Raw genomic sequence first — 25,006 nt, 5'->3', positions numbered from 1 at the left:
ATGGGTGAGTTCACGATCAAGATGCCCGATGTCGGCGAAGGCGTGGCCGAGGCTGAGCTTGTCGAATGGCACGTGAAGGCCGGTGACCCCGTGCGCGAGGACATGGTGATCGCCGCCGTCATGACCGATAAGGCGACGGTCGAAATCCCTTCTCCCGTTACCGGCACCGTCGTCTGGCTCGGTGCAGAGATCGGCGACCGGATCGCCGTAAAGGCGCCGCTGGTGCGCATCGAAACGGCCGGTGAAGGCGGCGAGAGGAAGACCGAAATCCCTGCGGCTGTACCACCCGCGAAAGCTCCTGAGCCACTGTTGCCTGCATTAGACCTCGCAAAGGCAACGGTACCAAAAGCCGGTATTGCGCCTCGTGCAGTTGCTGCGATGCCCGCCGAAAGGCCGCTCGCCTCCCCTGCCGTCCGGCTCCTTGCCCGGGAAAACGGCGTCGATCTCAGGCAGGTGACGGGAAGCGGTCCTGCGGGCCGTATCCTGCGCGAGGATATCGACCAGTTTCTCGCCCGCGGCGGGGCCTCATTCCCGGCGCAAACGGTTCCAGGAAGAAAGACTGCCACGGAAGAGATCAAGCTTACCGGCCTTCGCCGGCGCATTGCCGAGAAGATGTCGCTGTCGGCCTCCCGCATTCCCCACATCACCTATGTCGAGGAGATCGACATGACGGCTCTGGAGGAACTGAGAGCCACCATGAACCGGGATCGCAGGCCGGAACAGCCGAAGCTTACCGTCCTGCCTTTCCTGATGCGGGCGATCGTCAAGGCGGTTGCCGGACAGCCAAACCTCAACGCCACCTTCGACGATCACACAGGCGTACTCACCCGTCATGCGGCCGTCCACATCGGCATTGCCGCGCAGACGCCCGCCGGGTTGGTGGTACCTGTCGTGCGACATGCAGAGGCGCGCGGCATCTTTGATTGCGCCAGCGAGATGAACCGGCTTGCGGAGGCGGCGCGCACGGGTTCAGCGACGCGTGATGAGCTCGGCGGCTCGACGATCACCATCAGTTCGCTCGGCGCGCTCGGCGGCATCGTCTCGACGCCTGTGATCAATCATCCCGAAGTCGCCATCATCGGCGTCAACAAGATCGCCATCCGTCCGGTCTGGGACGGCACGCAGTTCGTGCCGCGCAAGATGATGAACCTCTCCTCAAGCTTCGACCATCGCATCATAGATGGATGGGATGCTGCCACCTTCGTCCAGCGCGTCCGGGTTCTTCTCGAAACGCCGGCACTCATTTTCATCGAAAGCTGAGTTTTATGAAAGAGATCGTCTGCAAGCTCCTCGTCATCGGCGCCGGTCCTGGAGGCTATGTCTGCGCCATCCGGGCGGGCCAGCTCGGCATCGACACCGTCATCGTGGAGGAAAGCAAACCGGGCGGAACCTGCCTGAATGTCGGCTGCATTCCGTCCAAGGCGCTCATTCATGCGGCAGAAGAGTTCGCCGCAGTCCGCCGTATGGCTGCCGGAAGGAGCCCGATCGGCATCCGTGTGGGGGACGCTGCCATCGACCTGGCGAAAACCATCGGTTGGAAGGATGGTATCGTTGGCAGGCTCACCAGCGGTGTCTCAACGCTGCTTCATAAGGCGAATGTCAAGATCGTCCACGGACGCGCGGCTTTTCGCGACGGCAAGACCGTGGAGGTGGAGACGGAAACCGGCGCGCAGATCATTCGCGCCGACACCGTGGTCATCGCCACCGGCTCGGAGCCGGTCGAGCTTGCAGGTCTTCCCTTCGGTGGCCGCGTCATATCCTCAACCGAGGCCCTGTCGCTTAAGGATCTGCCGGAGAGGCTTGTGGTTGTCGGCGGCGGCTATATCGGCCTCGAGCTCGGCACCGCCTTTGCCAAGATGGGCTCCGAGGTAACCGTTGTCGAAGCGATGCCGCAGATCCTGCCGCAATATGATGCCGATCTCGTGCGCCCTGTGTTGCGCAAGCTCGGAGAACTCGGCATTCACGTGCTGACCGGTGCAAAAGCCAAGGGTCTCTCTGGCGAGGGAAATGCACTCTTTGTCGAGACGGCGGACAGTCAGGAACAGCAGCTGCCGGCCGACCGCATCCTGGTCACCGTCGGACGCAAACCGAAAACCGCAGGATCGGGGCTGGAAGAGCTCGATCTAGATCGTTCAGGGCCTTATCTGCGCATCGACGAGCGCTGCCGCACGTCGATGCGCGGCATATATGCGATCGGCGACGTCACCGGCGAGCCGATGCTTGCCCACCGCGCCATGGCGCAGGGCGAAATGGTGGCCGAGATTGTGGCCGGCCGGAAGCGGGCCTGGGACAAGCGCTGCATTCCGGCGGTTTGCTTCACGGACCCCGAGATCGTGACGGCGGGTCTTTCCCCCGGCGAGGCCCGTGCTCAGGGCTATGAGATCCGCGTCGGCCAGTTTCCCTTCAGCGCCAACGGCCGCGCCATGACGATGCATTCGGACGAAGGCTTCGTGCGCGTCGTGGCACGAGCCGACACAAATCTTGTCCTCGGCCTTCAGGCCGTCGGCGCCGGGGTTTCGGAGCTTTCGGCCACCTTCGCACATGCCATGGAGATGGGCGAGCGCCTGGAGGATATTTCCGGTACGATCCATGCCCATCCGACCCGCAGCGAAGCCATCCAGGAAGCAGCCCTTAAGGCACTTGGCCATGCATTGCACATCTGACGCGCAGTTGCAGTCCGTAGATTGCGATGGTCGGGTTAGCGCGCCAATGTCAGAGCCCAGTTCTTGCATCTTCCATTTCCGCGCGTCCTATGAGCACGGCAAGAGTGGTTTTCAGCAGACGTCATGTGCGTTTCTCGCGGCTTTTGGTAAAGTCGTCCCGATCATGACATCTATGAGATTCTCCATCTGGCGGTGGCCTTAAGCCACTGTCTGGTTCTTGCCTCTGGATCGCTGTTCAGCGTGATGTCGGTCACAACGGCCGCGCTGTCTGCGCCATGGGCAAAGACGCCGTCGATGCGATCGACATTCAGCCCGCCGATGGCGACAAGCGGCAGGCCGGCGATGCGTGTTTTCCATTCGCTGAGCCGTTCCAGCCCTTGCGGCGCCCATTTCATCTGCTTCAGGATTGTCGCATAGACTGGACCGAGCGCGACATAGTCCGGCTTTGCGGCGAGCGCTGTCTCCAGCTCGGCACCGTCATGGGTGGAGAGCCCGAGCTTCAGACCGGCCTTCCGAATCGCTCGAAGATCCGCTCCGGCCAGATCCTCCTGTCCCAGATGGAGGAAATCGCATCCCTCCTCGATCGCCAGTTGCCAGTAGTCGTTGATGATCAGCTGGCATCCATTTGCAGAGCAGATCGTCTTTGCGTTGCGGATATCAGCACGGATTTCCGCCTCCGTCCGGTCCTTGATGCGGAGTTGAACCAGCTTGACGCCAAGCGGGACCAAGCGGGCGATCCACTGTGCACTGTCGACAATCAGATAGAAGGGATCGAGCCTCATGCAAAGACCGCCCTACCGATCACCGGTGTCGAGGGCACGGCCATCTCGCGCGGCTCCAGCATGCCGGCACCGAACGCCTGATGGCCGGCCGCGACCGCCCTGGCGAAAGCCTCGGCCATGGAGACAGGATCGCCGGCGCCAGCCACCGCGGTGTTGAGAAGAACCGCATCGAAGCCGAGTTCCATGACGGTTGCTGCATGCGAGGGCCTGCCGATGCCGGCATCGACGATCAGCGGCACCTCGGGAAAGTGCGCGCGCATCGCCCGAAGGGCCGAGAGATTGAGCGGCCCGGCGGCGCTACCGATCGGCGCGCACCAGGGCATCAAAACCTTGCACCCCGCTTCCAGCAAGCGTTCCGCCACGACAAGATCATCGGTCGTGTAGGGGAAGACTTCGAAGCCCTCACCCGAGAGGATACGCGCGGCTTCGACCAGCCCAAAGACATCGGGCTGCAGCGTATCGTGATTGCCGATCACCTCAAGCTTGATCCAGCTGGTCTGAAACACCTCGCGCGCCATCTTGGCCGTCAGCACCGCTTCGGAGACGCCATGGCAGCCGGCCGTATTGGGCAGCACACGTACGCCGAGCGAGCGGATCATGTCGAAGAATGCACCACCGTTGCGGCCGCCGGCGGTTTCACGGCGCAAGGAAACGGTGACGATTGCAGTCTGAGATCGCTGGACGGCTTCGGTCAAGATTGCCGGTGAGGGATAGCGGGCCGTTCCGAGAAGAAGGCGCGAGGCAATTTCGGCTCCATAAAGCGTAAGCATGGTTCAACCTCCCTGCATCGGGGTCAGGATTTCTATCCGGTCATTCTCGTCAAGCGCATGGTCAGCCCGATCCTCCCGGTGGACGAGCTCGCCGTTGACGGCGGTCGCGAGCCACTCGCCTTCGTAGTCCATCAGCCTCAGCAGCTCGGAAAGCGTATTGGCACAGATATTCTGAGCTTCGCCATTGATGATCAGTCTCATGAAAACATTCCTTCCCGTTGGCTTACGTGTTGGAGTTTGCCGAATACAAGCTCCGCAGCTTCGGCCGCTATTGCCGGTGCCAGCAAAAAACCGTGGCGATACAAGCCGTTGACAAATACTGTGTTTGCGTCGCGGACGGCGCGGGGAAAGTTGTCGGCGAAGGCGGGGCGGATTCCGGCCCCGGTCTCGGCGACGGCTGCCTCTGCAAAGGCCGGATGAAGCGCGTAGGCGGCGTTCAGCAGTTCCATCAACGAGCGTGCCGAAATCGGCCCGTCGAAATCGGTTTCGATCATCGTGGCACCGACCATGAAAAGCCCGTCGCCGCGGGGGACGATGTAGAGCGGGATGCGCGGATGCAGCAGGCGAACCGGGCGTGCGAGTTGCACCTCGCAGCTCTTAAGATAGAGCATCTCGCCGCGAACGCCACGCAGCCCGCCGGCCTTGCCAATCTGCGCCGCACCCGTGCAGTCGACACGGTCGTCGAAGCTGCCCTCGTCGGCATCTCGAATGAACGACACACCTTGTGTTGCAAGCCTCTCGCGCAGCCTTGCAAGCGTCCGGCGCGGATCAAGATGGGCTTCGCGAGGAAAAAACAGACCTTGCTGGAAACGCCCGGCAAGGTCGGGTTCCAGCTCAGCAATGGCTTTACCATCGAGCCATTCACAGCCGGTCGTGCGGCTGGCGAAGCGTTGCAGCTCACCAAGATCGCGGGCCGGCGCGACCACGAGCGTACCGTTGCGTCGCACTTCTCCCGGCACCATCGCCTCCCACCGGTCGGCGGCATCGCGGCCTTGTAAAAGAACAGCCTCGCCAGCACTTTCCCGTTCGCACCAGGGCGCCAGCATCCCGCCGGCAAACCAGGATGCGGCGCCCTTGAAACCCTCATTCGGATCAACGACCGTCACATCGCCACCGCGGGCGTGAATCGCATGGGCAACGGAGAGGCCGGCAACGCCGGCCCCTTTGACAAGTATGCGCATGTTAGCCGTCCAAATGCTTTAGCGCTTCGACCGGAACATAGAGATCGCCGCCCTCGCGGTATTTTGCCGCCATCGCATCCAAGCCTTCCTTCTGCGCCTCGGCGCGAATGTCGTGCGAAATCCGCATGGAGCAGAATTTCGGGCCGCACATCGAGCAGAAATGCGCGACCTTGTGCGCCTCCTTCGGCAGCGTCTCGTCATGGAAGCTGCGAGCTGTTTCCGGGTCCAGCGAGAGATTGAACTGATCTTCCCAACGGAACTCGAAGCGGGCACGCGACAGTGCGTCGTCGCGAAGACGCGCGGCCGGATGTCCCTTGGCGAGGTCGGCGGCATGCGCCGCGATTTTGTAGGTGATGACCCCGGTCTTGACATCATTGCGGTCGGGCAATCCCAAATGCTCCTTTGGCGTGACATAGCAAAGCATGGCCGTCCCGAACCAGCCGATCATCGCAGCCCCTATGCCTGAGGTGATATGGTCGTAGCCGGGTGCGATGTCCGTCGTCAGGGGCCCGAGCGTATAGAAGGGCGCCTCGCCGCAGACGGCGAGCTGCTTGTCCATGTTTTCCTTGATCTTGTGCATCGGAACATGACCTGGTCCTTCAATCATCACCTGGCAGTCCTTCGCCCAAGCAATCTTCGTCAATTCGCCAAGGGTTTCGAGCTCGGCGAACTGCGCTGCGTCATTGGCATCGGCAATCGAGCCCGGTCGCAGGCCGTCGCCGAGCGAGAAGGACACGTCATAGGCGCGGCAGATATCGCAGATCTCCTCGAAATGCTCGTAAAGAAAGCTCTCACGGTGGTGATGCAGACACCACTTCGCCATGATGGAGCCGCCGCGCGAGACGATTCCGGTGACTCGGTTGACAGTCAGCGGGATATAGTGGAGCCGCACGCCGGCATGAATGGTAAAATAGTCGACACCCTGTTCCGCCTGTTCGATCAGCGTGTCACGATAAACCTCCCATGTCAGGTTCTCGGCGATGCCTTCGACCTTCTCCAGCGCCTGGTAGAGCGGCACGGTGCCGATCGGCAGTGGCGAATTGCGGATAATCCATTCGCGGATATTGTGTATGTTGCGGCCGGTCGAAAGGTCCATGACCGTATCGGCACCCCACCGCGCCGCCCAAACCATCTTTTCGACCTCTTCGGCCATCGACGAGGTCACGGCGGAATTGCCGATATTGGCGTTGATCTTCACCAGGAAGTTGCGGCCGATGATCATCGGTTCGGCCTCTGGATGATTGATGTTGGCGGGGATGATCGCGCGGCCTGCGGCAACTTCCTGCCGGACGAAGTCAGGTGTGACATAGTCGGGGATGTTGGCACCAAAGCTTTCGCCGTCGCGAACCACCGCCTCGCATTGAGCCGTCCGGCCGAGATTTTCGCGGATGGCGATGAATTCCATTTCCGGAGTGATGATGCCGGCACGCGCATAGGCAAGCTGGGTGACAGCCTTGCCGTTCTTTGCCCGCAGCGGCTGGCGCTGGCCTGGAAATTCGGGCGTCAGCCGTTCACCGCTGGCAAAACCATTGTCTTCCGGGCGAACGTGGCGACCCTGATAGGCCTCGACGTCGCCGCGGGCGAGCACCCAGTCACGCCGAAGCTGAGGCAAGCCCTCTTCGATGCGAATATCGGCTCCTTCGACCGTATAGGGGCCAGACGAATCGTAGACCCTGACTGGCGGCTCGCCTGCGGTCGGATGAACGCTGATTTCGCGCATAGGCACGCGAATGTCGGGATGGATATCTCCCGCAATGCAGACTTTGCGAGATGCCGGCAGCGGACCGGTGGTAACGGTGGGGGTGATGGTCTTTGCGGCAATATTCATGGTTTGAGGCTCCAAGTTGTGATTGGAGACCCAGTCCTTAGCCGGAATGATGGAAAGACGCCGGCATGGATTCCACGCGTGAATTCCAAGCCTTTCGAGCGCTCGCACCGTCCCTACGCCAGTATGAACTGGATCAGGTTCAACGGGTCACTGCGCGCGACAGCAGTATCTCAGCCCCTTGCCGGGACCCCCCTGGTGAATGTTCAAAGGTTAGGGGCGCGTGTCGCCGGTGTCAAGCGAGTGGCTCACGTCACTTCCTTCAACAAGCAGATGGGATGCCTACAAGGGAAAGATTAAGACACGCCTGCCTTTGGAGATGCAACCCTTCCCGTCAGCGTGCCAACCAGCCGCCGTCGACCGGCAGCACGGTGCCATGGACGTAGTCGGACGCGGACGAGGCGAGAAACACCGCCGCACCGCCGAGTTCGGCGGGCACTCCCCACCGTCCTGCCGGGATGCGCGCGAGAATGGCGGCACTGCGGTCCGGATCTTCTCGGAGCGAAGTCGTATTGTTGGTGACAAAATAGCCAGGCGCGATGGCGTTGACGTTGACGCCTTTGCCTGCCCATTCGCAGGCAAGCAGCCTCGTGATGCCGGCAAGGCCGCTCTTCGACGCCGTATAGGACGGAATGCGGATGCCGCCTTGGAAGGACAGCAGCGAGGCGATGTTGATAATCTTGCCCCTGCCCGTTTCGATCATGTGGCGGCCAGCGGCCTGAGACAGGAAGAAGGCCGTCTTGAGATTGGTGTCGATAACGGCGTCCCAGTCTTCCTCGGTGAAGTCGATCGCATCGGCGCGGCGAATGATACCGGCATTGTTGACGAGGATGTCGAGTGCACCGAAGGCCGAGAGCGTTTCGGCAACGATACGCTTTACCGGCGCGATCGTGCCAAGATCGGCCTTGATGGCATGGAAGCGCGCGCCCTCCTCCGTGACCATCGCCTCGGTTTCATCCATGGACGAGCGGCCGACAGCGACAATCGAGGCACCTGCTTGGGCAAGTGCCATCGCAATGGCCTGCCCTATGCCAGTATTGGCGCCGGTGACAATGGCCACGCGGCCGGAAAGATCAAACTGGTTTGCCATTGGACTTACCTTAAATCTGCGATCGCGATCTGATCCATGTCGGTGAAGCTCTTGTTGTCACCGGCCATCGCCCAGATGAAGCTGTAATTCTTGGTGCCGGCGCCCGAATGGATCGACCACGGAGGCGAGATGATCGCCTGCTCGTTTGCAATCAGCATGTGCCGCGATTCCTGCGGTTCGCCCATGAAATGGAAGATGCGCTGATCGGCATCGAGATCGAAGTACAGATAGGCTTCCATGCGCCGGTCATGGATGTGACTGGGCATGGTGTTCCAGATGCTGCCCGGCTCCAGCATCGTCAGGCCCATGGTGAGCTGGCAGGACTGGCAGACTTCGGGATGGATGAATTGGAAGATTGATCGTTTGTTGGCAGTTGCCGCTTCGCCAAACGTTAAATGCCGAGCCTGCTCGCGCGTCAAGAGCACCGCGGGATGCGGTCGATGTGCCGGCGTCGAAACGAGGTAGAACTTGGCGGGATTACCGGCATCAGTACTTTCGAAGCGGATGTCCACCGCACCCTTGCCGACATATAGGCAATCGTATTTCGAGAGCTCGTACGCCTTGCCGTCAATCAGGACGCGGCCCGCTCCCCCAATGTTCAGCGCACCGAGCTCGCGTTCGGCAAGAAAGGTCTCCTGGCCGATGGCCTTTGGCGCCGTCAACGTGAGGGCGGCGCCGAGCGGCATTGCGCCACCGATCACCATGCGGTCGTAATGCGAATAGGTAAGCCTGATTTCGCCGCCTTCGAAGACATGGTCGACAAGAAAGTGGCGTCGCAGTGTGTCGGTGTCGTAGGCGCGAACGGCCTCGGGATGGGAAGCGTGCCTTACGTCGACTTTCATTGAAACAATCCTTTTTTTTCAGTTGATAACATAGGTTTTCTCGCGTCCTCGATAAAGTAATTCGGGTCCCAGATCGCGGCCTTTTCAACCTCGTGCAGTAGTTTGCCGAGATGGATGTCCATGGCCTCGACGGCGCCCTTCTTGTCACCCTTGCGCATGCAGCCGATGACGGTCGAATGCTCCTCGAGGACGCGGGCGAGACGGCCATCTTGCGGCAAGGTCAGGAGGCGGTAACGGTCGGAATGAACCTTGACCTGCTCTATGATTGCCCAGATGCCGGAAAAGCCGGCGATATCGCTGATCAACTTGTGGAAGTCGATATCAAGCCGGTGGAATGCCGTCACGTCGCCATTGCTCAGGCAGGCGCCAAGATCGTCCAGATTGCGGTCGAGCAGCCGGAGGCCGGCGGGCGTCATTCTTTCGACGGCATGGCCGACGGTGGTTATCTCGAGGGCTTTTCGCACGAGGATGGCTTCATAGAGCGCGCGGCGCGGTATGCGCGATACGAAGGTGCCGGATTGGGGAAAGATATCAACGAGACCATCGTCGGAAAGTCGTAAGATCGCCTCACGGATCGGCGTGCGGCTGACGCCGAAGTGGGCCTCCAACTCCTTCTCGCTCAACAAGTCCATGGGCTTGCGCCGAAGCGAGAGTATGTCGTCGCGCAAAACATCGTAGACCAGGGTTGCGGCGCGAGGAACTGCGGCACGCTGGTGGGAAAGTTGGGTCACGCCCGCCAAGGAACGCTTCTTGCGCGCTTCACTCATTCGTCACGCGTTTTTTCAAATCGCAGTTTGCAATACCGATTGGCATGCACCGATTGCCCTCCCAAGTCCTCAGCGGAAGTAGTATATTAGTATCCGACTGCGGGCAACAGAAAGTCGCTGAATGGAAAACGCCTGCACATGGCCATGGCCAGGATCAATGGCTGTCCATGCATTATCGTCACGCAGATCGAGAGCGGCTGGCATCAAACCTGTAAACAGAGCTGATTTTGCCAACAGTTCCTCGCGTCGATGAGAAGAAGGAGGTGCGTGTCAGCGTCCCTTCTATTGCGGGTGACAATCACGGTAACTCATTGAAGTTTTTCACGAGTAAGGGCCCGCCGTATTGCCATTGCCGAGGCGGCTCACCTTGCTGCTTTCCGACATTTTCAGAGATCGGCGCGAGAGCCCAAATCTTGTGCACTGCAGAATTTGCCTAAAAATTCACTTGACGCGTCCGTCAATTTGGTCTGGATTGAACCAATATTCAATTGGTACGGACCATTTTCCAATGGACGAAGCCGCCGGGAACTCAAACCTTGCACTGGACAGGCTCCGGACGCTGCTGCGCTCCGGCAGACTGGACGCGGACGGCAAGCTGCCGACGGAGCGCGCGCTTTCGCAAACCTTTGGCGTTAGCCGCCGCGCTGTGCGCCGTGCACTGGAGGTCCTGGAAGCCGAGGGGCTCATCTGGCGTCGTCAGGGTTCGGGCACCTTTGCCGGGCGACGTCCCGATGGCTGGAGCGAGCATGTCGATTCGATCGTCGCCGGGACCGACCTCATGGAAGTCATGGAGGTGCGTTTGCGCGTTGAGCCGCAGCTGGCCCAGCTTGCCGCAATGCGCGCCAAGAGCGTCGATATCGAGCGCATGTACGAGCTCATCAAGAAGATCTACGAAAGCACCGATGCCGACGGCCGAGAACTTTGGGATGGGGCACTGCACCGGCAGATCGCCCAGTGCGCCGGCAACCAACTCTTCCTGGCAATCTTTGATGTCATCAACAGGGTGCGTCAGGACGAGGCTTGGCAGGTGATCCGCGAGCGCGCCCGCAGCGCCAGCAAGACGCGTACGGTCACTTATGACCAGCATACCGCAATCGTCGAGGCGATTGCTGCCCGCGACCCTGCCAAGGCCGGCGAGGCCATGCGCCAACACCTGTTGACGCTCCAGGAAAGCCTGATCCGCATCACCTCGCTGGACCACCATGAACCGAAGATCAAAAAAGAACTCGCCTGAGCGAGCCCGACTGCAGAGAGGCCGATACCGCCCCTCATGAAGCAAAGAACGACAGAGGAGAATGGCATGACGACCGCCAGATTCGCGACGATCCTTCTTGCGGGCGCACTGATTGCGCTACCCGCTTTCGCTGCCGAGCTAAAAATTGGTCTGCAAGATGATGCCGATGTGCTTGACCCCGCACAGTCACGCACCTTCGTGGGCCGTATCGTCTACACGGCAATGTGCGACAAGCTGGTCGATGTTACGCCCGACCTGAAAATCGTGCCGCAGCTTGCAACCGAGTGGAACTGGTCTGGCGACGGCAAGCTTCTGACCATGAAGCTGCGCGAGGGCGTAAAATTCCATGACGACACGCCGCTTGATGCCGAAGCGGTCGTCGCCACGATCGAGCGCAACATGACGTTGCCTGAATCGCGCCGCAAGAGCGAGCTCGCCTCTGTTGAAAAAGTCGAAGCGGTCGCACCTTATGAAGTCAAGTTCACGCTGAAGAGCCCGGACGTCACCTTGCTCGCCCAGCTTTCAGACAGAGCCGGCATGATTGTCTCGCCAACGGCGGCAAAGGAACTCGGCGCGAATTTCGGCAACCGGCCGGTCTGTGCCGGTCCGTTCAAGTTCGTCGAACGCGTGCAGCAGGATCGTATTGTGCTCGAGAAGTTCAAGGACTACTGGAACAAGGACAATATCTTCATCGACAAGGTCACCTACCTGCCAATCCCTGATACGACCGTGCGCCTTGCCAACCTTCGCTCAGGCGATCTCGACATGATCGAGCGATTGGCCGCCACCGACGCAGCTTCGGTCAAGCAGGATGCGAACCTGACCTACGCGGACGTGGTCAATATTGGCTACATGGCGCTCTATGCGAACATCGCCAACGGCCCGCGCGCCGACACTCCGTTCGGCAAGGACAAGCGACTGCGGCAGGCTTTTTCACTTGCCATCGATCGCGAGGCGCTGAACCAGATCGTCTACGAAGGCACTGCCGTGGGCGGCAATCAGCCGTTTCCGCCCAAGAGCCCTTGGTTCGACAAGGACATTCCAGTGCCTGTCCGCGATCTCGACAAGGCAAAAGCGCTCGTGAAGGAAGCCGGCTTCGATCGCGTACCCGTAGAAATGCAGATCCCAAACAACCCGGTCGCCGCGCAGATGATGCAGATCGTCCAGTCGATGGTCGCCGAGGCAGGGTTCGACGTCAGCCTGAAATCGACGGAGTTTGCGACCCTTCTGTCCGAGCAGACGGCAGGCAACTACCAACTGAGCCGCTCCGACTGGTCCGGCCGAGTCGATCCCGACGGTAACATCCACCAGTTCATCACCTGCAAGGGCGGAATCAATGACACCAAATATTGCAACCCTGAAGTCGACAAGCTGCTGAATGAAGCCCGTGCCTCGACCGACGATGCCGTGCGCAAGCAGAAGTATGACGCCGCCGCAGCAATTCTCAACGAGGACCTGCCGATCATTTATCTCGGTCACCAGTCCTGGATCTGGGCGCTGCACAAAAACATTACCGGCTTCGTCCCTTCGCCGGACGGCATGATCCGCCTCGCCGGCGTGAAGAAAGCCGGCTGATCCGAACAGATCTGCATGGCGGATCAGTATCCGCCATTCACCCGGTGCCGTGTCAGGACCTGCTCATGTACACCTATATTGCCAAGCGGCTTCTGGTCGCCATTCCGACGCTGGTGATCATTTCGCTTTTCGTCTTCTCGCTGCAGAAGCTCTTGCCGGGCGACCCCATCCTTGCCATGGCAGGCGAGGAGCGCGATCCGCAGGTGATCGAATACCTGCGCGAAAAATACCGGCTGAATGACCCGGTTCCCTATCAGTATGTGTCGTGGCTCGGCTCGGTCCTGAAAGGCGATCTTGGCATATCGCTGCGTACCAACCAGCCGGTTGTGGAACTTGTGGCGGAAAAACTGCCGTTGACGATCCAGCTCGCGATCATGTCGATGCTTTTCGCTTTCGCCATTGGCGTGCCGATGGGGATTTTAGCGGCAATCAAGAAGAATACGGCCTTCGACTACGTCGCAAATCTTTTCGCGCTTTCGGGTTTATCGATCCCGAATTTCTGGCTCGGCATCATGCTGATCCTGCTGGTCTCGGTGGAGCTCGGCTGGCTTCCCGCTTCCGGTTACGAACCTTTCTTCAAAAACCCATTACGCTCGATTGAAACGATGTTGATGCCATCCTTTGTGCTTGGCAACGCACTCGCCGCCACTTTGATGCGTCATACCCGCTCTGCGATGTTGAGCGTGCTCAGCGCCGATTACGTCCGCACCGCCCGCGCCAAGGGTCTTTGCGAGCGGAAGATCGTGCTTGAACACAGCTTTCGCAACGCCGTCCTGCCGATCGTGACGCTGAGTGCATTGCTCTTTGGCGAATTGCTTGCAGGTGCGGTCTTGACCGAACAGATCTTCACCATTCCCGGATTTGGCAAACTCATCGTTGATGCCGTTTTCAATCGTGACTATGCGGTCGTCCAGGGCGTGGTACTTTGCACGGCAATCGGCTTCATCGTGATGAACCTGCTAGCTGACATCGTCTATGTCCTTCTCAATCCGCGCATGAGGGCCGCCCTATGACCGCTCTCGATCAGATCACCATTGCAACGGATCATCGCCCGCCAAGACGAGCCTGGCGCAAGCTGAAGGCGAACAAGGGGGCGATCGCAGGCCTCGGAATCATCGCCTTCTTCGCCATTCTCGCGACAGCAGCGCCGCTATTGCCGATCCCGGACCCGAATGCGACGAGCTGGTCTGCAATCCGCAAGGCGCCGTCAGCGGCCCACTTGTTGGGAACCGATGACCTTGGCCGTGATATTCTCTCCCGCATGATCTGGGGCGCACAGGCCTCGCTGATGGCGGGTGTCTTTTCGGTAGCGATCGCGGTAGTGGTCGGCGTGCCGTTCGGCCTCATCTCCGGCTATTTCGGCGGGTGGACGGATCAGATCATCTCCCGCGTCACCGAGGCCTTCCTCGCCATGCCGTTCCTGATCACCGCGATCGCACTTGCGGCGTTCCTCGGCCCAAGTCTGACGAATGCGATGATCGCCATAGGTCTTTCGGCCATGCCGATATTCGTCCGGCTGACCCGCGGCCAGGTGCTCGCCGTCAAGACCGAGGAATATGTCGAGGGTGCACGTTCCATTGGGCTTAGACACTTTAGCATCATCAGCCGCTATATCCTGCCGAATGTCTTTGCTCCGATCCTTGTGCAGGCGACGCTGACGATCGCCACAGCGATCATCGCCGAGGCGAGCCTTTCCTTTTTGGGCCTCGGTCAGCAGCCGCCTGCTCCCAGCTGGGGCTCAATGCTCAACGTTGCAAAGAATTTCCTCTCCCAGGCGCCCTGGATGGCGATGTGGCCGGGTGCGGCAATCTTCCTCGTCGTGATTGGCTTTAACCTTTGCGGCGACGGGCTGCGCGATGCGCTCGATCCGCGCGAGGCATGAAAGGATTCTTAAAATGACCACGTTCACCACCCGTCCCGAGATTTTGGGCACCTTCGGGGTTGTCACATCAACCCATTGGATCGCCTCCGCCGTTGGCATGAGCATCCTCGAAAAAGGCGGAAACGCGTTTGATGCAGCGGTCGCCACAGGTTTCGTTCTGCAGGTGCTCGAGCCGCATCTTTGCGGACCGGGCGGCGACATGCCTGCGATCTTTTATTCGAAGAAGAAGGACAAGGTCGAGGTCATCTGTGCCCAGGGGCCGGCTCCGGCAGGCGCCACAATCGAGCACTATACGTCCGAGGGGCTCAGCCTCATCCCCGGAAACGGATTGCTTGCGACGGTCATTCCCGGCTCTTTCGATGGATGGATGCTGATGCTTCGAGACTATGGACGCCTGACCGTCCGCGACATCCTTGAACCAGCAATTCATTATGCCAAGCACGGTCATCCACTCCTAGAGCGCGTGTCTGCGACAATCTCCGGCCTGGCAACTTTCTTCGAAAAAGAGTGGCCGACCTCACATGAGACCTGGCTGCCCGGCGGTGCGGTCCCGGCGCCGCAGTCGAACTTCAAGAACCCGGTGCTTGCGCAAACCTGGAAGCGCGTCATCGCAGAGGCAGAAGTAAAACAAGGCCGCGAGGCACAAGTCGAAGCTGCGCGCGATGCCTTCTATCGCGGTTTCGTTGCTGAAGCGATTGACAAATATGCCGGCTCGACGGCGGTGATGGATGCAAGCGGCAGTCGGCACAAGGGTGTGATCAGCGCAAACGACATGGCAAAATGGTCAGCTACGATCGAAGAACCGCTGATCTATCATTATCACGACTGGACGGTCGCAAAGACCGGTCCATGGGGCCAGGGGCCGGTGTTCTTGCAGACGCTCTCGCTTCTGAAGGAGATCGACATCGCCGGAATGGATCCGGCGGGCGCCGAATTCGTCCATACGCTCACCGAGGCGATGAAACTCGCCTTTGCCGACCGCGAAATCTATTATGGCGACCCGAAATTCGCGGAAGTCCCGATCGAACATCTGCTCTCGGATGCTTATGCCAATGCACGCCGAAAGTTGATAACCTCCGAGGCATCGCTTGAATTGCGTCCGGGACGCATTCCCGGATTCGAAGCCCAATACGACCTCACCATGGACATGATTAACGCCACCTCGAAGACAGGCGCCGTCTACGAGCCGACCATGGCACACCTCTCCGAAAAAAGGGGCGACACCGTCCACATCGATGTGATCGACCGGGAGGGCAACATGGTATCCGTCACGCCCTCAGGCGGTTGGCTTCAGTCTTCACCCATCGTGCCAGGCCTTGGCTTCTGCCTGAATTCGCGCGCGCAGATGTTCTGGCTGAAGCCCGGCCTGCCGACGTCGCTTGCTCCAGGCAAGCGTCCACGCACGACATTGACGCCATCCTTAGCCCTGTATGAAGGCCGGCCGACGCTCGCCTTCGGCACGCCCGGCGGCGACCAGCAGGAGCAATGGCAGCTTTCCTTCTTTATGCGCTATGTGCATCACAAGATGAACCTGCAAGCTGCAATCGATCAGCCTCTCTTCCACACTTCACATTTCCCGGGCTCCTTTTATCCCCGCTCCCGCGAGCCAGGCAGCTTGATGGCGGAGGCGAATTTCGGCACCGAGGTTCTCGATGCGCTGCGCAGCAAGGGCCATAATCTGACAGTCGCCGATCCATGGACCGTCGGCCGCCTCACTGCTGCGCGCCGCGACGCCGATGGCCTGATGCGGGCAGCAGCAACGCCGCGCCTGATGCAGGCCTATGCTGTCGGGAGATAGGCCATGACCTGGTCGATCGTTGCCCGTGACTGCGAAACCGGCCAGCTCGGCATTGCCGTTGCCAGCCGCTTCTTTGCCGTCGGCGGCCTAGTGCCGCATATTCGCGGAGGCATCGGCGCGGTTGCGACGCAGGCTTTCGTCAGCCCGCTATACGGTGTCGACGGTCTTGCTGCGCTCGCGTCAGGACAGGCTCCAGTAGAAATCCTGCGTGAATTGACCGCCCGCGACCAAGGCCGCGATCAGCGGCAGTTCCACTTAATCGACGCCAGGGGGCGGAATGCAGCTTTTACGGGCGCAAGATGTATCGATTGGGCAGGTCATCTTGTTGGGCAGGACATATCCGTGGCCGGAAATATGCTGGACGGACCGCAGGTGCTCGAAAAGACGCTCGCGGCCTATGGCAAGACGTCCGGGTTGCCGCTTGCCGAGCGGCTGCTGGAAGCCATGCAGGCCGGTGAAAATGCGGGCGGAGACAAGCGCGGCAGGCAATCGGCGGCCCTGCTCGTTTATCGCGATCAGGATTACCCCTGGCTCAGTATCCGCGCCGACGACCATGCCGACCCGCTTGGCGAACTTCGCCGCCTCTACGCCGTCGCAAAGGAGCGCTATCTGCATGTCGCCGAGACGATGGCGACGCGTCAAAACCCGAGCGGATTGATCGACCGCCGCGTGATCGACGAAAAGATCGCCGCCCTTGAAGCCGCACGTATCGCCGAAGGCCGCCCTTCGGCCTCCTTTGCAACGCCGCTTAAGCTTTCACACGCAAAACCATAAAGTAGGGAAACGAAATGGGTGAAGCTGCAAAACCCGTGCTCTCGGTCAATGACCTGACGATCTCCTTCCTCGTCGATGGCCAATGGAAGCCGGTGGTCCGCAACATCGCCTTCGACGTCATGCCAGGTGAAACTGTGGCCATCGTGGGCGAAAGCGGCTCCGGCAAGAGCGTCACCTCGCTCTCGATCATGCGCCTGCTGGCCAGGAACCAGAGCCGCATTGACGGCAAGATCGTTCTGAACGGCAAGGACGTCCTTGCACTTACCGAAAGGGAGATGCGGCACGTGCGCGGCAATGATGCCGCAATGATTTTCCAGGAGCCGATGACGAGCCTCAATCCCGTTTTTACGATCGGCCGGCAGATTTCCGAAGCGATCACCTGTCACGGCGACATCACCCGGTCCGAGGCGCGGCGTGAAACGATCCGTCTTCTGGAAAAGGTCCGTATCCCGAATGCCTCCTCGCGCTTCGATGAATATCCTCACCAGTTTTCCGGAGGCATGCGCCAGCGGGTGATGATTGCCATGGCGCTTGCCTCCAGGCCGAAACTCTTGATCGCCGACGAACCAACGACGGCGCTCGACGTGACGATCCAGGGACAGATTCTCGACCTCATTAAATTACTGCAGGAAGAGGAAGGCATGTCCGTTCTCTTCATCACCCATGACATGGGCGTCGTCGCCGAAGTCTCGGACCGGACGATCGTGATGTATCGCGGCGAGGCAGTCGAAACCGGCCCGACCAGTGATATCTTCCTCCGCGGCAAGCACCCTTATACGCGCGCGTTGCTTTCGGCCGTGCCGCGATTGGGTTCAATGGCCGGTCAAAAATGGCCGCTCCGGTTTCCTGTTGTCGATACCGCAACTGGCGAGCGGAGCGAGCCCGTCGCGATCGCCGATACGGTCGTCGGCAAGACGCCGGTCCTCGAGGTCCAGAACCTCACCACGCGCTTTCCCGTTCGCGGCGGGCTTTTCGGTGCAAAGACCGGCGCCATTCATGCGGTCGAGAATGTCTCCTTCGAGCTTTTTCAGGGAGAGACCTTGTCGCTCGTCGGCGAATCTGGTTGCGGAAAATCGACCACAGGCCGATCGATCACCCGCCTTGTCGAACCGAACGGGGGAAAGGTCAGCCTTGACGGCTATGAGGTGACAAGCCTTGATTCCTCGGACCTGCGCCGCATGCGGCGCAGCATTCAGATGATCTTTCAAGATCCGTTTGCCAGCCTCAATCCGCGGATGACTGTGGGGGCAGCGGTCGCAGAGCCGATCATCGAGCATGGTCTCGCCAGCCGCGTCGAGGCTCGTAACAAGGCTGCCGACCTATTGGTACGTGTCGGTCTGAACGCGGATATGATGACGCGCTTTCCGCACGAGTTCTCCGGGGGGCAGCGTCAGCGCATCTGCATTGCCCGGGCCCTGGCGCTCGATCCGAAGGTGATCGTCGCCGATGAAAGCGTCTCGGCCCTCGACGTCTCGATCAAGGCGCAGGTCATCAATCTGATGCTGGACCTGCAGCAGAGCCTCAACCTCGCCTTCCTGTTCATCTCGCACGACATGGCCGTCGTCGAGCGCGTCAGCCATCGTGTTGCGGTCATGTATCTCGGCGAGATCGTCGAGATCGGTCCGCGCGCTGCCATCTTCGGCAACCCGCAGCACCCTTATACGAAGACGCTCATGGCAGCCGTTCCCGTGCCCGATCCGGATCGCCGGCGCATGAGACGCGGACTATCGACGGAGGAGCTGAAAAGTCCGATCCGACCGCTAGATTATGTCGGACCGACGCCCAGTTACCGCGAGGTCGGCGCTGGCCATCTCGTCCGGCTGGAACCTGCGTGGGCATAGGTTGTCGATGGCAGGTAACACGTCGCGAAGACCCCACCGCAACCCCTGCATCAACAATATGACCGTCACGACAATCAATCGTAGAGCTCGCCATGGCCGATCTGCTCTTTTGCAGCGCCACTTATCGAAGAATTGCCAGCCGGGTCAGGCTCCTTGCGATGGGCATCCTTGAGGAAATTTGCAGCCTCGGCAAAAGCGACGGTGATTTCTTCAGTGCCCCATCCTGCTTCCTGGGCGTTTGCAATCAGCTGTTCCAAAGCCTTGCGCGCGGCATCACTTGCTTCTTTGAAGCGTCGGGAAGGAACGTCTGTCATCGGTGATGGGAAGGTCATTTGGTAATCCTTCAATCTTTCGTGGAACTCGCAGTTCAACGCGGCTGCATCGAAATGGATGCAGCAGCGAGTATCTTTTCTCAGCCATCTCCATCGTGCGGCTTGATAAGACATCGTTGAGGGCACCTTTTGAAACGTCGTTCCTCGGCGGTATGGTAGCCCCCGCCCTCGATGACACAGTCGCATCATGGCGATCCGGGAACTGCCGGCACGATAGGCAATCTGGTGCGGCAGGCGCAGTTCATGGTCAAAAGCCTGCCGTCAGCGAACCCAGTCCGGAGATCGGACGTACCTAAGGATGAACATCAACTTCAGTACCCAACCAGTTGAAATAGCGGATCTTTCCATCGTCGCCATTTGACAAGTTATTGCCTCCGATGAAACTCGGGAGACCTCTATGACCTCTACCAACGACTTTATTGCCGAAATCATCCGTGCCGCCAACAGGGTCGAAAAGCTGAGCACTTCCGAAAGACGCCTACTGCTGCAACGTGCAGTCGAGGCAATACATAAGCTGCGAGAGCGCACCGGGATACCGAGCAGCAATACGAACTACGATGCGATCTTCGACTTGCAAGCGATCGAAGTGACAGTCGAGCGACGCAAGACCGGTGAAATCAAGACAGCACTTCTGTTGGCCGCCGACATGATCCGGACGCTGCATATCGTGCTGGATTCGGGAACACAGATTAAGACCAAGGTGGCGGAGTAAGCGGTGCGGCTCGCGTCGGCAGGCGCGGGTCAGCCGGCAGAACAGCACACTGCGCCGCTTCGGATCGAAGGCGCGAAAGGCAAGCCGACAACAGGTGGCACCGGCAATTGTCCGCCGTAGGTGAGTTGCGAGATTTGAAGCATGGGAATGGTTTGGCCGCCTGGGCGTTCCCCAATATTGCGGTCCGTGCTCGGTCCATCGAACCGCAAGCGGCCCTCCGGCACGCCCTCGGCAATGCACTTGCGCCTCGGATATTCGTCAATACATTCAAGAACCTCGTTTAAGTTCTTTATCTCTTCACTGAAGTTCTTCCTCGGACCAAACCAGTGGATCAAACTGAAACCTGCCGATTTCAACTTTGTCTTCGGGCGTGTCTGAAGCGGCAAATTTCAGGTCATGCGCAAAGACCCATCGCCTTCGTGGAACCGGACCATTTCGACACTTTTTGTCAATCTGCTGAAGAGGCTTCCGCAATGATCGCAAGTCCGCGCTCGTATTTTAGCGTGTCGCTTCCCATTTGCCGCGCTTGGTCAAGATTGTCCTCGAGATCCGCCTGCTTGACAGGCCGTGCCAGCCGGTTGGCGATTGCCCGCCGCACAAAGACCTCGTCTTCCTCGCCTTGCCTTTTCGTCAAGGCATCGACCGCGGTGAGGACGGCCTGGGAAAAGCCCTCTTCCTTCAACCGATCCAGCGTCCATCCCCAAGCCTTCTCAGGCACATCGTGAAGGGTAGGCGACCACTTTCTCTTCGTCGCCAGAGACCGCGTCCGCGACCCTTCGGCAGTGGTCAAAGTAAGGCTTTCCGAGTTTGTCCTGCTGGCCGTCGTGAGCCTCGGTTGCGATCTGAATAGCGTGCTGGAGATGCTGTTCCGATTGCATCTAGTTTCTCCTATCGGCGCGATTTCGCCTCGAGGCGAGCGACGATCAAGGAGATCGCGACCGTCGCGATCGCATTCACAGGAAGGTGTCTCAGCACCCGCACGCCAAAAGCGGTCGCGGCCATGGCACCGGCAAGCTTCGCCCAAGGGTAGCTGCCGAGTTGGTCATGAGCGCTCGCGTCGGCCCATTCGAGATTGGACTTGGCGACAACTACCGCCTGCTGTTTGACGACTGACAGCCTTGAGCGGATATTTTCGATCTCGTCCCGCACATGATCAAGGTCTTCTCTCACCCGCTGGAAAGAATATGCTTGCGGCGGGCCGCTGTCGGACGCCGTTTCGGCCTCAAGCGCGGCGAGATGAGCCTGTAGCTCGACGTCGGCGTCGAGGTCTTGCGAGAGGGTTGTGTCGCCTTTAGCCATGATGTTTCTCCTATAGATTTGCGGGTCACATCACAGCGCGCAATGGCACTGCGAACACGCGCCGGGTGCCTCTTACAGGCCTCGACCGGATTGCCCTGTGATCGCTCGTGCGCTCAACTCCTGCCGGAAAGGATGGTTCCTGAGCCGATTGTCGTTTTCACCGCGATGTCTCGACACTCTTACCTGCTGAAACGATGCCGATGCGTAGGATGCGACCCTCGTGCCTTTGGATCTTCTCTCAAACTCGTCGAGACCGTCGTCCCGTTCTTGCGGACGCGATACCCATTTGCCAGCCCCACCCTTTGGGTTTGCCGCAGGTCCCAAGAGCCGATACGCTCTTTCACGCAAGGGTGATGCTTCACGTTCGGCCACTGGCGCCTCCTTGTGCGGACGGTCGCTAAGGAGCGACAGCGCGGCGGACGTTCCCGTGGACTTGCTGACATGTGGGAGGCTTTAATGTCTCATGAAATTTTATCCAGCCTGGACGCCCTCGAACCGCGCAGGGGAAGTCCTAGTCCTCGTCTCGATGAGAGGGAATTCAAGAAGCGGTTCCTGAACCAGTTCAGGGACAAAGCTTTCGCAGATTTGGCAGCCGAAATCGATAAGGTGGCATCTGCAGCCTGGCAGGCCTATCTGCACTCCCGCAAGAGTCCAGTGACGAGGAAAGCTGGCCCGAATTTCTTCGACCCAGACTACGAGCTTTCTGCGGACTGGCTCAAGGCTCGGCGCGCGGTTCAGGAGGCGCAATCGCGCCACGAGGATGCAAATGGACCGTCGAGGGTGCTTTTGATCAATGGATCGTCGCGCAGCGAACACACCTGTCCCGGCGAACTATCGAAAAGTTACAGGATGATCCAACTGGCGAAGCAGATATTCCAGGAAAACTCCGATTTCAAAGTCAAGGTCCTCGACCTTAGCCGTATTGCGTCGGAATATGGGCGGCAGATCCATCCATGCAAGTCGTGCTTCTCCACAGCGGCACCCCTATGTCACTGGCCGTGCTCGTGCTATCCGAACTACTCTCTCGGGCAAATCCACGACTGGATGAACGACATCTATCCGCTGTGGGTCGAGGCACACGGCATCATGATCGTAACCCCAGTCAACTGGTACGCGACCTCCTCTCCACTGAAGCTCATGATGGACCGACTTGTTTGCGCAGACGGTGGCAATCCGGATCCGACAAGCACTCATGGCAAACACGCCCGCGAAGCAAAGGCAATTGAGGTAAAGGGGTGGAACTACCCCAGGCATCTCAAGGATCGCCTGTTCTCGGTCGTCGTCCACGGGGATACGGAAGGGGCAGAGAATGTCCGGCGAAGCGTATCAGACTGGTTGCGCTCGATGGAGCTGATCTCCGCCGGAGCGCTCGCTGAAATCGATCGCTACATCGGCTACTGGGAGGCATATGCCACCAGCCACGTCACCTTCGAAAAGGATCTCGATATGCAGAACGAGGTCCGAAACGCAGCAAGGACACTGCGCCAGGCCGTTATTGCAAAGCGTCGCGGCAATATGATCGAAGCTGGAAGAGACGTGGAGCATCCTCGCAAAAAATAGGGTCAGTCGCAAAACGGCTATCGCGCCAAGCCATCGCCACCGGTTCGAAGGTTCATAACCGGGCCGCTCAGATTTTCGGCGCGTGTGGCTTTCTGGTGATTGCTCATTGTCCGTGGGTCGCTATCGTCGTCCAAAAACGGGGTAACCATGGCAAAGACGGACTGGCCGAAGGAACCGCTGACAAGCGAAACCTTGAACATGCTCGATCGCGTTCTTCGCGAATGGTGTACCGAGCAAGATTGCGAGCCCTCGAGCGAGGCGGCCATCGTGCAGGCGAAAGCCCTCATTGACTGGTTTGAATTCGGCGTGCGGGACGAGGCGGAGCTTTCGAAACTGCTTCGCGACACGCTTACGACAAAGCAATCGTAGGAACTCTAAGCGTCTTTGGAAGTTGTTTTAAGACACAGCCAAGGAGACCCGAAACGCGTTCCAGTCGCCTGCATCGCCCCGGCAACCACTCAGGGGCACAAAAGCGGGCAGATCAATCGTCACGCGAACGCTAGGCGCCGTCCAGCTTTCGAGGATCATCTCCAAATGGCCTAAGAACCTTAACACGCAATCCGGGAGATCGCCATGCCACACTATCCTGCCCCGCCCTTCGACACCCCGAGACAGCCAATGCCCGGATCGACGAAAGCCATGTCGCCATTGCCTGACCATGGCGAACATACGTACCGTGGTTCTGGTCGCCTCAAGGACAAGAAGGCGATCATCACCGGCGGCGACAGCGGTATTGGCCGCGCCGTCGCGATCGCTTACGCTCGTGAAGGTGCCGATGTTCTCATCGCCTATCTGGACGAGGATGACGACGCAAATGAAACAAAAAAATGGGTCGAAAAAGCCGGTCGCAAAGCCATCCTCATGCGCGGCGACATCCAAAATCCGGTGCATTGCCGCCACATCATCGATACGGCCAGGGCAGAACTCGGCGGCATCGATATTCTCGTCAACAATGCCGCTCACCAGGCAAGCTTTAGCGACATTGGAGAGATAAGTGACCAGGAATGGGAGCTGACATTCAAGGTCAATATCCATGCGATGTTCTACCTTTGCAAAGCAGCTGTTACGCACATGAAACCGGGCAGCGCCATTATCAACACTGCCTCGATCAACGCTGACAGTCCAAGCCCACACCTGCTTGCCTATGCCACAACAAAAGGCGCCATCCAGAACTTTACCGCTGGCCTCGCCCAAATGCTTGCGGACAAGGGAATTCGGGCGAATGCAGTGGCACCCGGGCCAATCTGGACGCCACTGATCCCGTCAACCCTGCCGGAGGACGCAGTCAGGAACTTCGGAAAACAGGTTCCCATGCAGCGCCCCGGGCAGCCGGCAGAACTGGCGACGACCTATGTAATGCTCGCCGATCCCCTGTCGAGCTATGTCTCAGGCGCAACAATTGCCGTTACAGGGGGCAAACCGATCATCTGATGGCAAGTGCCGGGACCCTGCCGGTAAGACAAGTTGAAGCGCGCCAGCGAGCATCTGCTGGCGGCTTCTGGCTCGACGGTCAAAATCCCCATTGCTCCGACTTGGGAACATTGGAGTTGATCAAGGGTTAGACCCTCAGGAATGATTACAGCGACGGCAGCCAGCAAGCCTGCCACAACCCATAGACAAACGGAGGACCAAGATGGGCATGAATACACCGAAGAATGGTCCACCAGGAACCACTGATCAGTCGCCACGTTGGGAAGGCCCCAAAGGCAACACTCCGCGAGGCTATCTTCCGCCGAAAGACGATCCGGACAATGATCGGGACGCGCTTGGTGAAAACAATCGTGATCCAGAGAAGAAAAATCTTTCCGATGCCTTCAAGACAAAAGGAGGGACCTGAAATGGGTGGCAACCCTAGAAAGGATGCAGCCGGGCAATTTGCGAGGTCTCGTGCAGACAGAAAGGCTTCCGGCGTCCACAGCGCCAAGCCCACCGTCATAACAGGTTCGGAGGATGCCACGGTTCACAAGAACCCTCCAGGCAGGCAAAAGCCGGAAAAAGACTGGGATCCGAATTATGATCCCGCCGACATGAACGAGGGCCAATCGCACTAGGGGTCTCATCGGTGGTGCAGATCACAGC

At 59.4% G+C, this 25,006-nt stretch carries 26 protein-coding genes, 1 pseudogene and 1 riboswitch; of the genes and pseudogenes, 15 read left to right on the top strand and 12 right to left on the bottom strand.

Going from position 1 to position 25,006, the window contains the following annotated elements; translation table 11 throughout:
- A complete protein-coding gene (locus tag AM571_RS29335; RefSeq protein ID WP_074064494.1) occupies nucleotides 1-1,260 on the top strand; it encodes a dihydrolipoamide acetyltransferase family protein in 1,260 nt (419 codons plus the stop codon).
- 5 nt (nucleotides 1,261-1,265) lie between these two features.
- Entirely contained in the window at nucleotides 1,266-2,663 is a 1,398-nt protein-coding gene (gene lpdA, locus AM571_RS29330) for a dihydrolipoyl dehydrogenase (RefSeq protein ID WP_074064493.1), read from the top strand.
- Between the two features lie 170 nt (nucleotides 2,664-2,833).
- On the opposite strand, the gene AM571_RS29325 is transcribed toward lpdA, so the two are convergent.
- The 8 genes from AM571_RS29325 to AM571_RS29290 form a co-directional block, all read right to left on the bottom strand.
- On the bottom strand, nucleotides 2,834-3,445 hold the full coding sequence (locus tag AM571_RS29325) for a thiamine phosphate synthase (protein ID WP_074064492.1): 612 nt from the start codon (nucleotides 3,443-3,445) through the stop codon (nucleotides 2,834-2,836).
- Complete coding sequence (locus AM571_RS29320; RefSeq protein ID WP_074064491.1) at nucleotides 3,442-4,215, bottom strand: thiazole synthase; 774 nt, start codon at nucleotides 4,213-4,215, stop codon at nucleotides 3,442-3,444. Before AM571_RS29320 ends, AM571_RS29325 begins: the two co-directional genes overlap by 4 nt.
- Before the next feature lie 3 nt (nucleotides 4,216-4,218).
- A complete protein-coding gene (gene thiS / locus AM571_RS29315; protein ID WP_022717603.1) occupies nucleotides 4,219-4,416 on the bottom strand; it encodes a sulfur carrier protein ThiS in 198 nt (65 codons plus the stop codon).
- The gene (gene thiO / locus AM571_RS29310; RefSeq protein ID WP_074064490.1) at nucleotides 4,413-5,396 is read right to left on the bottom strand and encodes a glycine oxidase ThiO; all 984 of its coding nucleotides are present in this window, start codon (nucleotides 5,394-5,396) and stop codon (nucleotides 4,413-4,415) included. The genes thiS and thiO overlap by 4 nt, the downstream gene beginning before the upstream one ends.
- 1 nt (nucleotide 5,397) lies before the next feature.
- Nucleotides 5,398-7,224, bottom strand: coding sequence for a phosphomethylpyrimidine synthase ThiC (gene thiC, locus AM571_RS29305; RefSeq protein ID WP_074064489.1), 1,827 nt, complete (start codon nucleotides 7,222-7,224; stop codon nucleotides 5,398-5,400).
- 92 nt (nucleotides 7,225-7,316) lie between these two features.
- Nucleotides 7,317-7,428: riboswitch (TPP riboswitch) on the bottom strand.
- Nucleotides 7,429-7,555: 127 nt separating this feature from the next.
- Nucleotides 7,556-8,311, bottom strand: a complete 756-nt coding sequence (kduD, locus tag AM571_RS29300) for a 2-dehydro-3-deoxy-D-gluconate 5-dehydrogenase KduD (RefSeq protein ID WP_074064488.1) — start codon at nucleotides 8,309-8,311, stop codon at nucleotides 7,556-7,558.
- Between the two features lie 5 nt (nucleotides 8,312-8,316).
- A complete protein-coding gene (gene kduI / locus AM571_RS29295) occupies nucleotides 8,317-9,153 on the bottom strand; it encodes a 5-dehydro-4-deoxy-D-glucuronate isomerase (RefSeq protein WP_074064487.1) in 837 nt (278 codons plus the stop codon).
- The gene (locus AM571_RS29290; RefSeq protein ID WP_074064486.1) at nucleotides 9,150-9,920 is read right to left on the bottom strand and encodes a GntR family transcriptional regulator; all 771 of its coding nucleotides are present in this window, start codon (nucleotides 9,918-9,920) and stop codon (nucleotides 9,150-9,152) included. The genes kduI and AM571_RS29290 overlap by 4 nt, the downstream gene beginning before the upstream one ends.
- Nucleotides 9,921-10,428: 508 nt before the next feature.
- Here AM571_RS29290 and AM571_RS29285 point away from each other — a divergent pair.
- The 7 genes from AM571_RS29285 to AM571_RS29255 all read left to right on the top strand — a co-directional run bounded on the left by AM571_RS29285 (nucleotide 10,429) and on the right by AM571_RS29255 (nucleotide 19,024).
- Nucleotides 10,429-11,154 carry a FadR/GntR family transcriptional regulator gene (locus AM571_RS29285; protein ID WP_074064485.1) on the top strand — a complete coding sequence of 242 codons (726 nt, stop codon included), beginning with the start codon at nucleotides 10,429-10,431 and terminating at the stop codon, nucleotides 11,152-11,154.
- Between the two features lie 66 nt (nucleotides 11,155-11,220).
- A complete protein-coding gene (locus tag AM571_RS29280) occupies nucleotides 11,221-12,729 on the top strand; it encodes an ABC transporter substrate-binding protein (protein ID WP_074064484.1) in 1,509 nt (502 codons plus the stop codon).
- A 65-nt stretch (nucleotides 12,730-12,794) separates the two neighbouring features.
- Nucleotides 12,795-13,742: an ABC transporter permease gene (locus AM571_RS29275; RefSeq protein ID WP_074064483.1), complete on the top strand. Its 948-nt coding sequence runs from the start codon at nucleotides 12,795-12,797 to the stop codon at nucleotides 13,740-13,742.
- Nucleotides 13,739-14,611, top strand: coding sequence for an ABC transporter permease (locus AM571_RS29270; protein ID WP_074064482.1), 873 nt, complete (start codon nucleotides 13,739-13,741; stop codon nucleotides 14,609-14,611). Before AM571_RS29275 ends, AM571_RS29270 begins: the two co-directional genes overlap by 4 nt.
- Nucleotides 14,612-14,624: 13 nt before the next feature.
- Nucleotides 14,625-16,409 (top strand): gamma-glutamyltransferase family protein, encoded by a 1,785-nt coding sequence (locus AM571_RS29265; RefSeq protein ID WP_074064481.1) that lies wholly within the window; start codon nucleotides 14,625-14,627, stop codon nucleotides 16,407-16,409.
- Between the two features lie 3 nt (nucleotides 16,410-16,412).
- Entirely contained in the window at nucleotides 16,413-17,183 is a 771-nt protein-coding gene (locus AM571_RS29260; RefSeq protein ID WP_074064480.1) for a DUF1028 domain-containing protein, read from the top strand.
- A 14-nt stretch (nucleotides 17,184-17,197) separates the two neighbouring features.
- The gene (locus AM571_RS29255) at nucleotides 17,198-19,024 is read left to right on the top strand and encodes an ABC transporter ATP-binding protein (RefSeq protein WP_074064479.1); all 1,827 of its coding nucleotides are present in this window, start codon (nucleotides 17,198-17,200) and stop codon (nucleotides 19,022-19,024) included.
- A gap of 74 nt (nucleotides 19,025-19,098) precedes the next feature.
- On the opposite strand, the gene AM571_RS29250 is transcribed toward AM571_RS29255, so the two are convergent.
- Nucleotides 19,099-19,356 carry a hypothetical protein gene (locus AM571_RS29250; protein WP_074064478.1) on the bottom strand — a complete coding sequence of 86 codons (258 nt, stop codon included), beginning with the start codon at nucleotides 19,354-19,356 and terminating at the stop codon, nucleotides 19,099-19,101.
- Nucleotides 19,357-19,753: 397 nt separating this feature from the next.
- Between AM571_RS29250 and AM571_RS29245 the strand changes: the two genes are divergently transcribed.
- Complete coding sequence (locus tag AM571_RS29245; RefSeq protein ID WP_074064477.1) at nucleotides 19,754-20,068, top strand: hypothetical protein; 315 nt, start codon at nucleotides 19,754-19,756, stop codon at nucleotides 20,066-20,068.
- Nucleotides 20,069-20,097: 29 nt separating this feature from the next.
- On the opposite strand, the gene AM571_RS29240 is transcribed toward AM571_RS29245, so the two are convergent.
- The 3 genes and pseudogenes from AM571_RS29240 to AM571_RS29230 all read right to left on the bottom strand — a co-directional run bounded on the left by AM571_RS29240 (nucleotide 20,098) and on the right by AM571_RS29230 (nucleotide 21,367).
- Nucleotides 20,098-20,424, bottom strand: coding sequence for a hypothetical protein (locus tag AM571_RS29240; protein ID WP_155774553.1), 327 nt, complete (start codon nucleotides 20,422-20,424; stop codon nucleotides 20,098-20,100).
- A gap of 92 nt (nucleotides 20,425-20,516) precedes the next feature.
- Nucleotides 20,517-20,946: pseudogene (locus AM571_RS29235) on the bottom strand (HD domain-containing protein).
- 10 nt (nucleotides 20,947-20,956) lie between these two features.
- Nucleotides 20,957-21,367, bottom strand: a complete 411-nt coding sequence (locus AM571_RS29230) for a hypothetical protein (protein WP_074064475.1) — start codon at nucleotides 21,365-21,367, stop codon at nucleotides 20,957-20,959.
- Between the two features lie 456 nt (nucleotides 21,368-21,823).
- Here AM571_RS29230 and AM571_RS29225 point away from each other — a divergent pair, with 456 nt between their 5' ends.
- From AM571_RS29225 to AM571_RS37845, 5 genes are all read left to right on the top strand, one after another.
- On the top strand, nucleotides 21,824-22,927 hold the full coding sequence (locus AM571_RS29225; protein ID WP_074064474.1) for a flavodoxin family protein: 1,104 nt from the start codon (nucleotides 21,824-21,826) through the stop codon (nucleotides 22,925-22,927).
- A 147-nt stretch (nucleotides 22,928-23,074) separates the two neighbouring features.
- Complete coding sequence (locus tag AM571_RS29220) at nucleotides 23,075-23,296, top strand: hypothetical protein (RefSeq protein ID WP_074064473.1); 222 nt, start codon at nucleotides 23,075-23,077, stop codon at nucleotides 23,294-23,296.
- A gap of 204 nt (nucleotides 23,297-23,500) precedes the next feature.
- Complete coding sequence (locus tag AM571_RS29215; RefSeq protein ID WP_074064472.1) at nucleotides 23,501-24,358, top strand: SDR family oxidoreductase; 858 nt, start codon at nucleotides 23,501-23,503, stop codon at nucleotides 24,356-24,358.
- Nucleotides 24,359-24,560: 202 nt separating this feature from the next.
- Nucleotides 24,561-24,764, top strand: coding sequence for a hypothetical protein (locus AM571_RS29210; protein WP_074064471.1), 204 nt, complete (start codon nucleotides 24,561-24,563; stop codon nucleotides 24,762-24,764).
- A gap of 1 nt (nucleotide 24,765) precedes the next feature.
- A complete protein-coding gene (locus tag AM571_RS37845; RefSeq protein WP_074064470.1) occupies nucleotides 24,766-24,978 on the top strand; it encodes a hypothetical protein in 213 nt (70 codons plus the stop codon).
- Nucleotides 24,979-25,006 lie beyond the last annotated feature (28 nt).

Source organism: Rhizobium etli 8C-3 (assembly GCF_001908375.1).
In the GTDB taxonomy this organism is placed as follows: Bacteria; Pseudomonadota; Alphaproteobacteria; order Rhizobiales; family Rhizobiaceae; genus Rhizobium; species Rhizobium etli_B.
The sequence above is the reverse complement of the archived record's forward strand: the minus strand, read 5'-3'. Positions and strand labels throughout refer to the sequence as shown.